This is a genomic window from Microbacterium sp. C5A9 (assembly GCF_022627955.1).
Classification (GTDB): Bacteria; Actinomycetota; Actinomycetes; order Actinomycetales; family Microbacteriaceae; genus Microbacterium.
Genome location: NZ_JABXGD010000004.1, coordinates 113313 through 128805 on the forward strand (window position 1 = coordinate 113313; position 15493 = coordinate 128805).

15 protein-coding genes are annotated in these 15493 nt (G+C 70.3%); 3 read left to right on the forward strand and 12 right to left on the reverse strand.

Features of this window, described 5'->3' with window-relative positions; all coding sequences use genetic code 11:
* Nucleotides 1-6: 6 nt before the first annotated feature.
* Nucleotides 7-1068, reverse strand: coding sequence for an enoyl-CoA hydratase/isomerase family protein (locus tag HWD99_RS09165; RefSeq protein WP_241795938.1), 1062 nt, complete (start codon nucleotides 1066-1068; stop codon nucleotides 7-9).
* A gap of 122 nt (nucleotides 1069-1190) precedes the next feature.
* Between HWD99_RS09165 and HWD99_RS09170 the strand changes: the two genes are divergently transcribed.
* Nucleotides 1191-2843: an ATP-binding cassette domain-containing protein gene (locus HWD99_RS09170; RefSeq protein WP_241795939.1), complete on the forward strand. Its 1653-nt coding sequence runs from the start codon at nucleotides 1191-1193 to the stop codon at nucleotides 2841-2843.
* 81 nt (nucleotides 2844-2924) lie between these two features.
* On the opposite strand, the gene HWD99_RS09175 is transcribed toward HWD99_RS09170, so the two are convergent.
* Entirely contained in the window at nucleotides 2925-3374 is a 450-nt protein-coding gene (locus tag HWD99_RS09175) for a hypothetical protein (protein WP_241795940.1), read from the reverse strand.
* A gap of 145 nt (nucleotides 3375-3519) precedes the next feature.
* Here HWD99_RS09175 and HWD99_RS09180 point away from each other — a divergent pair, with 145 nt between their 5' ends.
* Nucleotides 3520-4989, forward strand: a complete 1470-nt coding sequence (locus HWD99_RS09180) for an HNH endonuclease signature motif containing protein (RefSeq protein ID WP_241795941.1) — start codon at nucleotides 3520-3522, stop codon at nucleotides 4987-4989.
* A 130-nt stretch (nucleotides 4990-5119) separates the two neighbouring features.
* Here HWD99_RS09180 and HWD99_RS09185 read toward each other — a convergent pair whose 3' ends face one another.
* From HWD99_RS09185 to hemE, 10 genes are all read right to left on the reverse strand, one after another.
* Entirely contained in the window at nucleotides 5120-6445 is a 1326-nt protein-coding gene (locus tag HWD99_RS09185) for a glutamate-1-semialdehyde 2,1-aminomutase (RefSeq protein ID WP_241795942.1), read from the reverse strand.
* A gap of 33 nt (nucleotides 6446-6478) precedes the next feature.
* Nucleotides 6479-7456: a porphobilinogen synthase gene (hemB, locus tag HWD99_RS09190; RefSeq protein ID WP_241795943.1), complete on the reverse strand. Its 978-nt coding sequence runs from the start codon at nucleotides 7454-7456 to the stop codon at nucleotides 6479-6481.
* Entirely contained in the window at nucleotides 7453-8247 is a 795-nt protein-coding gene (locus HWD99_RS09195) for a uroporphyrinogen-III synthase (RefSeq protein ID WP_241795944.1), read from the reverse strand. The genes hemB and HWD99_RS09195 overlap by 4 nt, the downstream gene beginning before the upstream one ends.
* On the reverse strand, nucleotides 8244-9257 hold the full coding sequence (gene hemC / locus HWD99_RS09200) for a hydroxymethylbilane synthase (RefSeq protein ID WP_241795945.1): 1014 nt from the start codon (nucleotides 9255-9257) through the stop codon (nucleotides 8244-8246). Before hemC ends, HWD99_RS09195 begins: the two co-directional genes overlap by 4 nt.
* Before the next feature lie 8 nt (nucleotides 9258-9265).
* Nucleotides 9266-9943 carry a hydrogen peroxide-dependent heme synthase gene (gene hemQ / locus HWD99_RS09205; protein WP_241795946.1) on the reverse strand — a complete coding sequence of 226 codons (678 nt, stop codon included), beginning with the start codon at nucleotides 9941-9943 and terminating at the stop codon, nucleotides 9266-9268.
* A gap of 87 nt (nucleotides 9944-10030) precedes the next feature.
* Nucleotides 10031-10336, reverse strand: a complete 306-nt coding sequence (locus HWD99_RS09210) for a hypothetical protein (RefSeq protein WP_241795947.1) — start codon at nucleotides 10334-10336, stop codon at nucleotides 10031-10033.
* Nucleotides 10323-10730: a phage holin family protein gene (locus HWD99_RS09215; RefSeq protein ID WP_194762451.1), complete on the reverse strand. Its 408-nt coding sequence runs from the start codon at nucleotides 10728-10730 to the stop codon at nucleotides 10323-10325. Before HWD99_RS09215 ends, HWD99_RS09210 begins: the two co-directional genes overlap by 14 nt.
* Nucleotide 10731: 1 nt before the next feature.
* A complete protein-coding gene (locus HWD99_RS09220) occupies nucleotides 10732-11154 on the reverse strand; it encodes a hypothetical protein (protein ID WP_241795948.1) in 423 nt (140 codons plus the stop codon).
* 179 nt (nucleotides 11155-11333) lie between these two features.
* Nucleotides 11334-12944: an NAD(P)/FAD-dependent oxidoreductase gene (locus tag HWD99_RS09225; RefSeq protein ID WP_241795949.1), complete on the reverse strand. Its 1611-nt coding sequence runs from the start codon at nucleotides 12942-12944 to the stop codon at nucleotides 11334-11336.
* A 17-nt stretch (nucleotides 12945-12961) separates the two neighbouring features.
* Nucleotides 12962-13984 carry a uroporphyrinogen decarboxylase gene (hemE, locus tag HWD99_RS09230; protein ID WP_241795950.1) on the reverse strand — a complete coding sequence of 341 codons (1023 nt, stop codon included), beginning with the start codon at nucleotides 13982-13984 and terminating at the stop codon, nucleotides 12962-12964.
* A 63-nt stretch (nucleotides 13985-14047) separates the two neighbouring features.
* Between hemE and HWD99_RS09235 the strand changes: the two genes are divergently transcribed.
* The gene (locus HWD99_RS09235; protein WP_241795951.1) at nucleotides 14048-15355 is read left to right on the forward strand and encodes a glutamyl-tRNA reductase; all 1308 of its coding nucleotides are present in this window, start codon (nucleotides 14048-14050) and stop codon (nucleotides 15353-15355) included.
* Nucleotides 15356-15493 lie beyond the last annotated feature (138 nt).

Below are 15493 nucleotides of genomic sequence, written 5' to 3' on the forward strand. Positions count from 1 at the left end.
GCCGCCTCAGAACAGCGGATGCTCCGGCACGAAGCCGCGCGCCGCGGCGCCCGCATCCGGAGCGAGGTCGGCGAGGGTCCGCGGGTCCCACTGCGGATTCCGATCCTTGTCGACGAGCTGCGCGCGGATGCCCTCGACGAGGTCGGGGTGCTGCGTCACGAACCACATGACCCGGCGATACTCCCCTTCGAGCGCTGCACGCAGCCCCGACATGCCGCGGGCCTCGCGCACGGCGTCGAGCGTGACGGCGAGGCCGGTCGGCCCGAGGCTCTCGAGCAGGTCGGCGGTCGCGCCGGCATCCGGCTCATCCCGCCTGCGCAGACGCTCGACGATCTCGACCACCGTCGCCGCCGAGAACGCCTCATCGATCCACTCCCGCGACGCGGGGAGGGTCGAGGGATCCGGTGTCTCGTCGAAGAGCAGGACGATCTCGGCGGGCCCCGTCGGATCCGCGCGATAGGCGAGCGCCTCCCGCAGCGCCTCGAGGCGGTCCGAGGGCACGACGTGGTCGGCGAAGCCTGCGAGCACCGCGTCGGCGCCGTTCATGGTTCCACCGGTGAGTCCGAAGTACTCCCCGAGCCGACCGGGCGCACGACCGAGCAGCCAGGTGCCTCCGACATCCGGCGTGAAGCCGATGCGCGTCTCGGGCATCGCCAGCTTCGAGCGCTCGGTGACGATGCGGATGGCCGCGTGGCCCGAGAGCCCGATGCCGCCGCCCATGGTGATGCCGTCGGCGATCGAGACGATCGGCTTGGGATACTCCGCGATCATCGCGTTCAGCGCGTACTCGGCACGGAAGAACTCCGCGGTCTCGTCGGCGCGCCCCGCCGTGATCTGCGCGTGCAGGGCACGGACGTCGCCGCCGGCGCACATGCCGCGCTCGCCCTCGCCGTCGATGAGCACGATCTGCACGTCGCTGTCGGACCGCCAGCGATCGAGCGCCTCGGCGAGCAGGCGGATCATGTCGATGTCGAGTGCGTTGATCGCCTCCGGGCGGTTCAGCGTGAGCCGGCCGAGCGCCCCTTCTGTGCGGACGAGGACGCGGGGCGAGTCGGTGGTGTCGGTCACGCGTGCCAGGCTACCCGCTCGATCCGGTCTTGCAGAGGACCCGAATAGTGAGGTAAATGCGCGATCCGACCGCTTTTCCGGCAGGATAGACGGAACTGCCCATTTTCAAGGAGAGGTCGCGCATGCCCGACGGACAGGTGCTCGAGTTCACGCGCGTGACGAAACGCTTCAACGAGGTGACGGCGGTCTCCGACTTCTCCGCGCGGATCGAGCCCGGGGCGGTCACCGCGTTCCTCGGCCCCAACGGCGCAGGAAAGACCACGAGCCTGCGCATCCTGCTCGGCCAGGTGCGTGCGACGAGCGGTACGGCCACGATCGGCGGGGTCGCCTATTCGGAGCTGCGGAACCCGCTGCGCACCATCGGCTCCGTGCTCGAGGAGACCGTGTACCGCCCGCGCCGCTCGGCAGCACGCCAGCTGACCATCGCGGCCAAGGCCAACGGCATCCCGCTCTCCCGCGTCGACGAGGTGCTGTCTCTCGTCGGCCTCGAGAACGAGGCGGACGGCCGCATCGGCAGCTTCTCCCTCGGCATGCGGCAGCGGCTCAGCGTCGCCCACGCACTTCTCGGAGACCCGGGTGCGCTCGTCTTCGACGAGCCCGCCAACGGCCTCGACCCGGAGGGCATCCGCTGGATGCGTCTTCTCATGCGTCGACTCGCCGACGAAGGACGCACGGTCCTGGTCTCCTCCCACGTGCTGAGCGAGATCGAACAGGTCGCCGACAACGTCCTCGTGCTCTCGCGTGGGCAGCTGATGCTGTCCAGCGGCATCGAGACGCTGGCCGACCCGTCATCCGGCGCCGTCGTCGTCGACGCCGCCGATCGCGCCGCTCTCACGGCCGCCCTGTCGGCCGCGGGTTTCGAGGTCGAAGTCCTCCGCTCCGGCCTCACGGTGCGCGGCGGCGACGCCGGCACGGTCGGCGCGATCGCCGCAGACGCGGGCATCGCCCTGACCACGCTCGTGCAGCGCGGACCCACACTCGAGGACATCTTCATCGAACTCGTCCGCGGCGGGAAGCACGTGCCTCGCGCGATCGCCACCACGGCAGCCGTCGTTCCGCCCGTCATGGCTGAGAGCGACGCCGAGAGCACGACTGCTGACGTGGACGCCCCCGACGCGGAGGGCGAGAGCCCGGAGTCTGCGGAGTCTGCGGAGTCTGCGGGTGAGGGTTCTGAGACGGAAGGCTCTGAGGGCGAAGACGCGGTAGCCGAGGGCGCTGCTCCGGCTCCCGAGGACGAGGTGATCGCCGAGGCCGACGGCGCCGAGGCCCCTGCCGCTGGCGGAGCCGTCGATGTCGGCGCCGATGCATCAGCCGCTCAGCCGTCGTTCGATGACATCCTGTTCGGCACGGGGGCGGAGCGGACCGTCTCGGAGGAGGCTCCCGAGTCCGGCACCGCGGGCGCCGACGCACACGCAGGTCTCGACGTCTTCTCCGGCCTGCGCGAAGGCGACGTCACGGATGAAGCGGCAACGCCTCGTGCCGAAGACGAAGCGGCTGAGGACGAAGCTCGCGACGAGGGCTCTGCGGACGACGGCTCTAGCGACGACGGCTCTGGCGACGAGGGCGACGATCCGCGATCCGCGGCCGTCAGCTCGATGCTGGCCGCGGCGGCGCGCGCCTACTACGAGGACGAGCCGAAGCAATACCCGTACGGCGAGTCGGAGTCGCACGACACCTCCGGCGCAGAGGCGCCTGCCGAGAGCCACGAGGGCGAGCCGCAGGAGAGCGCAAGCGACGAGGGCGAGCACCGCGAAGGCGAGCACCGCGACAGCTGAGCCGCTCCCGCCCTCTACGAAAATGCCCTCCGCGCCGACAGGCGGCGGAGGGCATTCGCGTATCCGGAGCTGCAGCGGCGATCAGGCCGGTCGCGGTCGGATGACGGGGCGTCGGCGTCCCTTCGACGTCGATGTGGGCGCGGTGGCGACGATCTCCTCGACGTCTGCGGGCTCATGCGAGACATCGAGTCGCAGGGCCTGCGTCAGAGCGAGCCCGTGACGCGTCGTCAGGATCAGGCGACGGTACTGCTCGTCGCCGTCCAGGTCGATGACGACGCTCGGGCGCCGTCGACGGATCAGCACGAAGTCGACGCTGCCCGCCGCCTTCCAGGTGCCCGATGCGAGCACACCGGGGATGTGCGTGCCAGGGTTCGGCACGCCCCGCAGCCAGGTCCATGCGTCATCGATGAGCTGCACCTTGGTGATGGTGTCGCGCGCGATGCGCAGATTGTCTCGGTGGAAGCTCGCCGCTCGCTCGATCGGCGAGAGCACGACCTCGAGTTGCGTCTGGTCCAGCAGCAACGTCACCATGCGTCAAGTCTGCCAGCGAGGCCCTGCGAGTTGTCTGCTTCTTGCTCACAGGACGGCAACGATCCATTGTCTGTTCTCTCCATCGCGCTTCTCCTATTCCGATGTTCCGCTCGGCTATTCGAACAAATGTACTAGACTCGGACACATGATACGAACCACCCCGAGCGACCTCGAGCAGCGGATCGAGCTGCTCGACGCCTGGGTCGCGAAGCGGCGGCAGATCGCTGCTCTCGAGGCAGAGGCCGCGTCTCTCCTCGCGGAGCGGATCCGACTGAGTCAGGCCGATGGCGATGAGCATCCCCACCATCGCGACGCCATCCGACGGTCGATGATCGCCGAGTATTCGGCAGCGGGGCGGATGACTCAGGGCAGCGTCGAGTACGCCTTCACGGATGCCGGATTCCTCCATGCCGGCCATCCCGGGGTGCGTGAGGCCTTTCAGCAGGGCGCCATCACAGCCGCCCACGTCCGCGAGATCGTGCGTGCTGCAGGAGTGGTGCGCGAGGCCGTGAACAACGGCACCGCGGATGCCGACGTGTTGCCGCTCTACGACACCGTGGCCGTGATCGTCGCCGAGACCGAGACGCCGGCGCGCACACGGGCGCACCTCCGCGAACTGGCCGCCGTGCTCGCCGGCCTGACGACCGTCGAACGACATGAGCAGGCGAGGTCGGAGCGCACGGTCACCATGCGCCCGGCGGGTGACGGCCTCGCCGTGGTGACGGTCGTCCTCCCCGAGCATCTCGCGGTGGCGATCATGGATCGCCTGACGCGACTGGCCCGTGCGGTCATCGATGGCCGCGCCGACCGTGAACCCCTGCTCGAGCCGCTCGACGACGGCGAGAACCCGATCTATCCCAGCGACATCGCCCATGACGACCCCTCGCGTGACGACCGTGCGATCTTCGGAGACGGGACGTTCACGACAGACCCGACCTCCTCGAGTGGCGCGTCGTCGTGCGGTTCGTCCTCAGACGTCGACCCTCTCGTCGATCCCATCAACAGCCCTTTTGTCGAGCACATCCCCGCCGATGACCGAACGATCGACCAGGTGCGCACGGATCTGCTGATCGACCTGCTGCTGGCTTCAGATCCGAGCGCCGCGAACGGCTCCGGACTCGACAACATCGTCGCCCGCATCCAGGTCACGATCGCCGCCACGACCCTTGCGGGCTGCGATGACCGGCCGGCGCAGCTCGACGGGCACGGCCCCGCGCACCCCGACATCGTCCGCGACCTCGCGGGTCGCAACAGCGGGTGGTCGCGCCTCTTCCTCGACCCCGGCGGAACGGTGGTCGAGACCGACAGCTACTCGCCCACGGAGTCGATGCGACGGTTCCTCCGGGCGCGAGACCAGCACTGCCGATTCCCCGGGTGCAGGATGCCGGTGCATCGATGCCCGATCGACCACACCTTCGACCACGCGAAGGGCGGGAAGACCGAGGTTCGGAATCTCGCTCACCTGTGCGCTCGGCACCACGCACTGAAGCACCCCGATGTGGCCGACGACAGTCGATGGACAGCGCAACAGCTTCCTGACGGGACCATCGACTGGTTCAGCCCGCTGGGTCGCACCTATCGAGACTCACCACGCCGACGGGTGATGTTCGTCTAGACGCGCTGACCCGTGCGACGCTCCGCCACGACGGGAGCTCCGCCACGAGGGGAGCTCCGCCACGACGGATGCTGCGCCACGAGGGGAGCTCCGCCACGACGATTGCTCCGTCACGACGGAGCAAGGAGCCTCACGCCTGCGTCGCCTGGGCCGCCGCAGCGGCGGCGATCGGCAGAGCCGCCTCGATGCGCTGCAGCTCGTCCTCGCCGTGAGCCGCGGTGAGGAACCAGGCCTCGAACACACTGGGCGGCAGAGCCACTCCCTGCTCCCGCATGGCGTGGAAGAACGGCGCATAGCGGAACGTCTCCTGCGCCTGGGCCTCGGTGTAGTCACGCGGAGCAGATGCCCGGAATGACGGATTGAACAGGCTGCCGGCGTTCGCCACCGCGTGGGTCACGCCCGCGTCGGTCAGCGCCGCCGTGAGGGCCGACGCGATCCGCGCCGCCGCAGCGTCGACCGTCGCGTAGACCTCGGGAGTCGCGAGTCGCAGTGTCGCCAGGCCCGCAGCCACCGAGAGCGGGTTTCCCGACAGGGTCCCTGCCTGGTACACCGGGCCGAGCGGAGCGAGCAGATCCATGACCTCGGCGCGTCCACCGAGAGCCGCGAGCGGCATCCCCCCACCGACGACCTTGCCGAACGTGAAGATGTCGGGCAGGTACTCCTCGCCCGCGGCAGCCTGCAGACCCCAGAACCCCGCGGGGTGCACGCGGAACCCCGTCAGCACCTCGTCGATGATCATCAGCGCGCCGTGCGCATGCGCGGTCTCGGCGATGAAGCGATTGAAGCCGGGCAGCGGTGCGACCACGCCCATGTTCGCGGCCGACGCCTCGACGATGACCGCAGCGATCCGCGCGCCGTGCTCGGCGAAGACCGCCTCGAGGGCATCCCGGTCGTTGTAGTCGATCACGAGCGTCTGCGCGGCGATCGGAGCGGGCACTCCCGCGGATCCGGGCAGAGCCAGAGTCGCGACGCCCGAGCCCGCGGCGGCGAGCAGCCCGTCGGAGTGCCCGTGGTAGTGGCCGGCGAACTTCACGAGCAGATCGCGACCGGTCGCACCCCGCGCGAGGCGGATGGCGGTCATGGTGGCCTCGGTGCCCGTCGAGACGAGACGCACGCGCTCGATCGGACGCACCTCACCGAACCGCACACGATCCGCGATCAGCGCCGCGAGCTCCACCTCGCCCTCGGTCGGCGCCCCGAACGACAGTCCTCGACCCGCCGCGTCCTGCACGGCGGCGACGATCTCGGGGTGGGCGTGGCCGAGCAGCGCCGGCCCCCACGACGCCACGAGGTCGACGTACTCGACACCCTCGGCATCCGTCACCGCGGCGCCCTTCGCCGACGCGAGGAACCTCGGCGTGCCGCCGACCGAACCGTAGGCGCGCACCGGCGAGTTCACCCCACCGGGGATCACCGTGCGGGCAGCGGAGAACAGGTCGTCATTGCGGTCGGTCATGGGGTCCCTCCAGAACAACGGCGGGGCGGCGTGTCAGCCGCGCAGCCAGCGGGCGGCGTCTGTCGCCCAATAGGTGAGCACTGCGTCGGCGCCGGCACGGCGGATCGACAGCAGCGACTCCAGAATCGATGCACGGCGGTCGATCCAGCCGTTGGCCGCAGCCGCCTCGATCATCGCGTACTCGCCCGACACCTGGTAGGCCCAGACGGGGATGTCGACGGTGTCGCGGACCTCCCGCAGCACGTCGAGGAACGCCATCGCCGGCTTGACCATGACGATGTCGGCGCCCTCCTGCTCGTCGACGACGGCCTCGCGGACACCCTCGCGGCGGTTGCCGGGGTCGAGCTGGTATGTGCGGCGATCGCCCTTCAGCTGCGAATCGACCGCCTCGCGGAACGGCCCGTAGAAGGCGCTCGCATATTTCGCCGCATACGCGAGGAGCAGGGTGTCGGTGAAGCCCTCGGCATCCAGCGCAGCGCGGATCACCGCGACCTGGCCGTCCATCATCCCCGACAGGCCCAGCAGCTGTGATCCCGCCCGCGCCTGCGCGAGCGCCATCGACGCGTATCGCACGAGAGTCGCGTCGTTGTCGACCGCGCCGTCGGCGTCCAGCACACCGCAGTGCCCGTGGTCGGTGAACTCGTCGAGACAGAGGTCGGTCTGCACGACCAGCGCGTCGCCGACCTCGGCCGCGAGAACCTCGGTCGCGACGTTCAGGATGCCCTGCGGATCGTCTGCACCCGAGCCCTGCGCGTCGCGCACGGCAGGCACTCCGAACAGCATCACGCCGCCGACTCCTGCCTCCGCGGCATCGACCGCCGCAGCACGCAGCGAGTCGAGCGAATGCTGCACGATCCCCGGCATCGATCCGATCGGCACGGCCTCGGACAGTCCCTCACGCACGAACAGGGGCAGCACGAGATTGCGCGGCTCGAGCGAGGTCTCGCGGACCAGGCCACGGACCGCGGGAGACTGGCGCAGCCGGCGCAGACGCACGTCAGGGAAGCTCACGGCGCCAGCTCGTCCGACGCATGCGGAAGGGTGAAGCTCGACACGGCATCGATCAGCGCATCGACCGTCTGCCGGTCGGCCACGACCGTGATCGGGAGCCCTGCCCTGTCGGCATCCTTGGCCGTGCGAGGACCGATCGCCGCCAGCAGCGTCTCGTCGGGGATCTGCGGGAACTGCTCACGCACCTGCTCCGCCACCGAACCGCTGGTGATGAGGATCGCGTTGATGCGGCCGTTCTCGACATCGCGCTTGATGCGATCGGTCACCGGCACGCCCACCGTGCGGTACGCCACGACGCTGTCGACATCGTGGCCGGCCTCCTGAAGCATCACGCTCAGCACGGGCTTCGCGATCTCGCTGCGGAGCGCGAGGATGCGGCGACGCTCCTGCGTCTCGAGCGCGATGAGCTGCTCGGCCATGCCCGCAGCGGAGTTGTCCTCTTCGGGAACGATCGCGACCTCGTAGCCCACGGCCTGCAGCGCTGCCGCCGTGGTCTCACCGACCGCCGCGATCCGCGTCGAGCGAGGCACCACGGCGCGGTGCGCGAACATCACGTCGACCGTCGTCGCGCTCGTGACCGTCAGCCAGTCGTACTCTCCCGCGGCGAGCCGCCGCAGCGCGGTGTCGAGCGCCGCCTGATCGGTGGTCGGCGCGAAGTTGATCAACGGCGCCACGACGGGCACCGCTCCGCGGTCGCGAAGACTCGCGGCCACCCCGTCGCCCCACGGGCCACCGCGGGGTACGAGGATCCGCCAGCCGTCCAGCGGCCGGGTCTGCTTCGAATTCGTCATGAGGAATGCTCTCGGGAAACAAGGTCAGCCGCCCCTTGATCGAGCAGCCGACGGGCAACACTCAACCCGAGCTCGCGAGCCGCGTGCATCGGGACTGCACCATCGGCAGCATCCGCGTCATTGCCACTGCCGTTCCGTTGAATATACTCCCCGTTCAGGACCTCCGTGACGTCGAGCCCGATGCGCCGGCCCCCATCCGGGGCGTAGACGACCGTCCTGACGCGGATCTCGGCTCCGTCGAAAGACGCGTGGGCGGCCATCGGCGCCTGGCATCCCGCGTCGAGTCCTTCGAGCACCGCGCGCTCGACCGTGACGGCCAGGCGTGTCCGCTCATCGTCGAGTTCGGCGAGCGCTGCGAGCAGCTCCTCGGGGGCGTCCTCGCGGGTCTCCACGGCGAGCGAACCCTGTCCGGGGGCGGTGGGCCACTCCGCGAGCCCCAGCTCCTCGCGCCGCAGCGGCGAATCGGAGCCGAGCCGCGACAGCCCCGCCGCGGCGAGGATCACCGCATCCAGCTCACCGGAGGCCACACGCTGCAGCCGCGAGTCGACGTTGCCGCGGATGTCGACGACCTCGGCGTACGGAGCCCGGCGGCGGACCTGCGCGATGCGTCGCGGAGACCCCGTGCCGACCGTGCTTCCCGTGCCCAGCTCGTGCAGGGGCGTGCCCTCACGCGTGATCGCCACATCGCGAGCGTCCTCCCGCGCGGGCGTCGCCGCGATCACGAGACCTGCGGGGATCGCGGTCGGGAGATCTTTGAGCGAGTGCACGAGGAAGTCGCACTCCCCCGCCAGCAGCGCCTCGCGCAGGCGTGTGGCGAAGATCCCCTGGCCGCCGATCTCCGACAGGGAGGCGCGGTTCGTGTCGCCCTCGCTGGTGATCGGCACGAGTTCGACACGGCGGCCGGACACCTTCTCGAGGGCGGCGGCGACATGACCGGACTGCGCCTGGGCGAGCGCACTGCGGCGGGTGCCCAGCCGGATCGGGGTGGACGGGTTCATCGGAATCGTCATGGCGCGGCCTACTGCAGCACGTCCGCGATCTCGTCGAAACGGAGGCGGCGCCCCGTGTAGAAGGGGATCTCCTCCTTCACGTACAGACGCGCGTCGGTGTAGCGCAGGTCGCGCATGAGATCCACGAGCTCGGTGACCTCATCGGCCTCGAGCGGCAGCAGCCACTCGTAGTCACCCAGAGCGAACGCGGCGACCGTGTTCGCGATGACCCCCGTGAAGGCGGCACCCTTGCGACCGTGGTCCGCGAGCATCTTTCGGCGCTCCTCCTCGGGCGCGAGGTACCACTCGGGCGTGCGCACGAAGGGGTACAGGCACAGCCAGTCCTTCGGCTCGACGCCGCGGAGGAAACCGGGCACGTGCGCGCGGTTGAACTCGGCGTCACGGTGCACGCCCATGACGTTCCAGACCGGGAGGAGAGAACGGAGCAGCTCCGTGCGGCGCAGACGACGCAGGGCCTTCTGCAGGTCCTCCGCGGTGTCGCCGTGCAGCCAGACCATGAGGTCGGCGTCGGCCTTCAGACCCGAGACGTCGTAGAAACCGCGGACCGTGACGCCCGAGTCCTCGATGTAGGAGACGATCGTCTCGAGCTCGGTCGAATCGGACTCGGTGACCGGAACGTCGGGGTTTCGTCGCCAGACGGCCCACAGGGTGAAGCCGGACGGGTTCTCTTCGCGCTCATCGGACATGGATCCAGTCTGCCCCCTTTGCCGAGTGGTGGCGAATTACCCGGACCGCCTTGACAGCGCGGGCCGAGGCTCGGACCGGGGAGAGACTCAGCGGGAGAGCGCTCGGGCGATGACCCACACCGCGCCGCCGACCGTGGCGGCGACCGCGACGGCTGCGGCGACGGCCGCGACCGGGTTGCGGTCGGCGAAGACTCGCGCCTTCGCTGCGGCCCGCTTCGAGGCCTTGTCGAGCCGTCTCGGCACATTGCCCTTGACCTCGATGGCGGCGAGGGCGGCCTTCAATTCGGCGCGCGCGGATGCCACGGGGTCGACGATCCCGGCGGGGACGGCCGTCTTGGGCAGCGAGGTGAGACCCGCTGCCTTCTGGATCGAGGTGCTCTCAGAGTTCGTCATCGCCGGCTTCCTTCACGAGTCGGATGTCCTCGCCGACCGCCTGCGCGGGATTCTGTCGGCGGAGCACCTTGCGGAACTTCAGGATGCCGAGCAGCGCGAACAGCAGCACGGCGATGATCAGGATGCCGAGCACGGCGAGCGCCGAGAGCCAGACCGGCCACCACGACGACAGACCCGCGATGGCGAACACGAGGATCACCGGCACGGCCCAGAAGAGGAAGAACAGTGCGACGAGGAACCAGACCGAGCCGATGCCCGCGTCCTTCGCGGTCCTCGACACCCAGGTCTTCGCAGCGTCGATCTCGGCCTTGACGAGGTTGCCGATGAGTTCGGGCAGATCGCCGATCAGCGACAGCAGGCTGTCCTCGGCGCGGTCGCGGTATCCGCGGGGCATGTCAGTCTCCGGACTTCGCTGCGGTGGAACGTGCAGACGTGGACTTCTTGGTCGCGGGCTTGCTCGGGGCATCCTTCTTGGCTGCGTCCTTGGCCTCGTCGACGGCGTCCTCGGTCGCGTCGACGATGTCCTCAGCAGCCTTGCGGCCCGCGGCGACGGCGGAGTCGAGGCGCTGTCCGGCGGTCTTGTCGCCACCGCTCGCCGACTTGACGACCTTCTGCACGCCGGTCCAGATCGCGCCGGGCACGGCCGCGGCCTTGTCGCCGACGTAGCCCTTGACCTTGTCGACCTGCTCCTGCACCGGGTCGAGGTTCCAGACCTTGAGCCACTGCGTCTTGATCTGCTCGTAGCGCTCGCGTCCTGCGCGCGTCCCGAGTACGTATCCCACGCCGAGTCCTACGACGAGTCCGATCTTCCCCTTCATGGGGTCTCCTCACGTTGTGCCGGTGTGAACGCCCTGCGGCGAACCGGCGGCTCGGCGCCGCCTGCCAGGTGTCCAGCGTAACGCCGTATGCCGATTTCGGCATCTATAGGTCAGAGGGTTGACAGACCGCGGCGGATGAGGGTGGCTCCCCCGGCGCCAGAACGGCACGATCCGCCCCGTCAGTCCCAGAGGAGGGAACGTCGAAGACGATCGGCCTCCTGCTGCGCATCGGGCACGACCTGGGCGAGTCCTGTCCCCGCGAGCCAGGCGCCGACCGCCGCCAGCCCAGGCACGGCCTGCACCGCGGCGCGCGCTGCGGTGCGTCGCTCGCCGGAGCCGATGATCGATGCCGGCTGCGACTGCACGAAGCGTGATCGGTGCGACGCCACGACGTCTGCCTGCGACAGCGAGACCCCGAGAAGCGCGGATGCCTCGCGCACCGCGAGACGAGCCGCGGCGTCGTCGTCCAGGCTCGCGGTCGCCGGCGGCTCGCCCTGCGCGCCGAACGAGACGCGCACCACATGCCGATCGCCGGCCGCCCGTCGCACCCACTCCCACTTGGCCGTGGAATGGGTGAGGGCCTTGGCGGTGTGACTGCCCGGCACGGTCAGCACGCCGGTGCCCCGCGGCGCGCCGTCGAGCGCCGTCGGCGCGAGCAGCAGGGTCACGAGCTCGATCTCCGGCGACTCCGCGACATCCGTCGAGGCGAGTGCGGGGGCGACTCCGGCCAGCAGCGTCCGCGCTGAGATCTCGGGCGTCGCGATCACCAGGCCGTCGGCCGAGAGCACACCGTCATCCGCCTGGCCGGCGTCATCGGCCTCTCCCCCGGTCCGCGTGACCTGGCCCGGGAACTCTGCGGCCGCGACGCTCTCGATGGCGACGTTCTCGGTGGTGACGGCCCACGAGTCTCCGGACTTCGTGACCGATGCGACTCTGACGCCGGTGCGCACCACCGCACCGAGCTTCGCGAGATCGGCGACGAGTGCGTCGATCAGCACCGTCATGCCGCCGTCGAGCCCCTCGACCGCGGCACCCGGCGACTGGGCCCGAGCCGCGCGCGACGCGCTCTCGTCGCGCAGGGCCTGCACCGCTCCCGACAGCGATCCGACGCGGGTCAGCGCGGCGTTGAGTCCGGGGGCCGCCACGTCGACGTCGACGTCTTCGGGCGACGCCGAGTAGACGCCCGTGGTCACCGGAGCGACGAGACGATCGCGCACCTTCGCGCCCATGCGCGAGGCGACCAGCTTCCCCAGACTGTGGTTGTGACCGATCGTGAGCGGCGGTCGCACCCGGTCGAGGTACGCGCGCCACACGCCGGACCACCCGAGGATGCACCGGACGTCGTCCTGGAACGGGTTCCCGGGGATGCCGAGGATGCCGCCCACCGGCAACGGCGCCGCCCCGACACCCGGGATGCCGGCGAGCCACGCACCTCCCGCGGCGGGTGCCACGATGCGGTCGGCGATGCCCAGGTCGTCGATCAGCGCACGCACGCGCCCACCACGGGTGGCGTAGCTCTCCGCACCCGCATCGACCACGACGCCGTCGAGCTCTGCACGCTGGATCGCCCCGCCCACGGCCTCCGAGCCTTCCAGCAGCGTCACCCGCATGCCGACCTTGGCGCACTCTCTCGCCGCGATCAGGCCGCCGACGCCTCCGCCGACGACGATGACATGCGTCTGCGCGGCGCGTTCCGCGCGGGCTGCGAGCTCGGCGCGGGAAGACTCCGCGGCGCGCGTCTCGCCGGCATCTGCGGTCTCAGGGGCCATGTCTGCGGTCTCAGGGGCCATGTCTGCGGTCCTTCCCGTCAGATCGAGTGGACGAGCTCGACGATCCGCGTCAGCTGGTCGGGATCGGCCTCAGGCGGCACCCCGTGTCCGAGATTCACGATGTGTCCGCGCGCGGCACGACCGCGCTCGACCACGTCGCGCACGTGCGCCTCGAGCACGGGCCACGGCGCCGACAGCAGCGCCGGATCGATGTTGCCCTGCACCGACACGTCCTGGCCGAGGATCTTCGCGGCCTCGTCGAGCGGCATCCGCCAGTCGACACCGACGCCGTCGGCGATGCCGTCGAGTCGCATGTCGGCCAGGAACGGCCCGGTGCCCACCCCGAAGTGGATGCTCGGCACTCCGATGCCCTCGAGCGCCGTGCGCGAGTGGGGTGCCACGAAGGTGCGGTAGTCGGCGGTGCTGAGCGACCCGGCCCACGAGTCGAAGAGCTGCACCACGGATGCTCCGGCGTCGCGCTGCGTCTCGAGGAACCGTCGGGAGATCTGCGCGAGCCAGCCCGCGAGTCGATGCCAGGCGTCGGGGTCGGCGTGCATCATGCCGCGCGCACGCAGATGCTCCTTCGAGGGGCCTCCCTCGACGAGGTAGGCGGCGAGGGTGAACGGCGCCCCCGCGAAGCCGATCAGAGGCGTGTCGCCGAGCTCGGCGGTCACCAGGCGCACGGCCTCGGCGATCGCGGTGCCGTCGAGCGAGTCGGGGTCGATCGCGGTGATGCGGTCGACGTCGGCCGCCGTGCGCACGGGGTTCGCGAACACGGGGCCGCGTCCGGGCTCGATCTCCACCTCGACGCCGGCGAGACGCAGCGGGATCACGATGTCGCTGAAGAACACCGCGGCATCGACGCCGTGCCGACGGACCGGCTGCAGAGTGATCTCGGCCGCGAGGTCGGGGGTGAGGCAGGCGTCCAGCATGCGCGTGCCCACGCGCAGCTCCCGGTACTCGGGCAGCGACCGCCCGGCCTGTCGCATGAACCACACGGGGGCATGTTCGGGGCGGGGTCCGGTGAGGGCGCGCAGCAGCGGAGCGTCGGAGAGAGGCATGACTCCATCCTCCCATCCCGCCCCTCTGGCCGACCTGTGCGCGGGGAGGGGTAGAATCGATCCGTGCTGCTGTGTGTCACGGCGAGTCACAAGACCGCCTCCTTCGATTTGCTCGAACGCCTGAGCCGCACCCCCGATGACGTCGCCTCCACGATCGTGGACACCGCGTCATGCGTGCAGGGTGCGGTCGTTCTTGCTACCTGCAACCGCTTCGAGGCGTACGTCGAGATGGACGAACCGGTCACCGCGGCGGGCGCGATCGGCGTCGAAGCCGTGCTCGAAGCCGTCGAATCCGCCACCGGCATCCCCACAGCCGAACTCGACGGCGCCTACGACGTGCACTCCGGTCGCCGCGTCGCCGAGCACCTGTTCTCGGTCGCCTCGGGCCTCGAATCCGTCGTGTCCGGAGAGGGCGAGATCGCCGGACAGGTCCGCCGCGCACTGAAGTCCGCCCGCAAGGACGGCACCACCTCGCCCGAGCTCGAGCGCCTCTTCCAGCGCGCCAGCCAGGCACAGCGCAAGGTCAAGAACGTCACCGCCCTCGGTCGCGCCGGCCGCTCGCTCGTGCGTCTCGCACTCGAGCTCGCCGACAGCCGCATCGCCGACTGGGCTGCCGAGCGCGTCCTGCTGGTGGGCACCGGCGCCTACGCGGCCGTCACCCTCGCCACCCTGCGCGAGCGCGGCGCCGTCAACATCTCGGTGTTCTCGCCGTCCGGCCGCGCCGAGAAGTTCGCCGCGAAACACGGCATCCGTCCCGTCGCCGCCGACGACTACGCACGCATCGCCTCGCGGTCGAGCCTGCTGATCACCTGCACGACGGCCACCGAGCCGGTGCTCACGCCGGCACACCTGCAGGCGCCGACAGGCATCGCGGCCGCGGGATGCCCCGTCGCATCGCACAGCCAGCTGGTGGTCGACCTCGGCATGCCCCGCAACGTCGACCCCGCGGTCGCCGCTCTCGAAGGCGTCGCGCTGCTCGATCTCGAGACGATCAGCCTGCACGCCCCTCTCGACGAGCTGCAGGCGACGGATGCCGCACGCACCGTCGTTCGTGAGGCCGCAGACACCTTCCATGTCGTCGGGAGCCGTCAGAGTGTAACCCCCTCGGTCGTGGCTCTGCGGTCGCACATCTTCGCGCTGCTCGACTCGGAGATCGACCGAGCACGCGCCCGCGGCGACGAGGACGGCAGGGTCGAGCAGGCTCTGCGGCACCTCACCGGAGTCCTCCTGCACACGCCGACCACACGCGCGCACGAGCTCGCCGCGTCCGGCCGTGCGGGAGATTTCGCCGCGGCGCTGACCACGCTCTACGGCATCGAGCCCGCGGACGCCGCCCAGTCGTCCGACGAAGACACGGCCGCGACCGCCTGACGGGCGTCGCCCTCTCTGCACAGAAGCCCTCGACGGGGGCCTGTCCCCCGCACGCGCGATGAGGACGACGGCTCCGCCCGAGCCTCACTCCTGCTTCATATCGTCGAACCCATGACAGCGTCCGACGCTCGGCGCAGA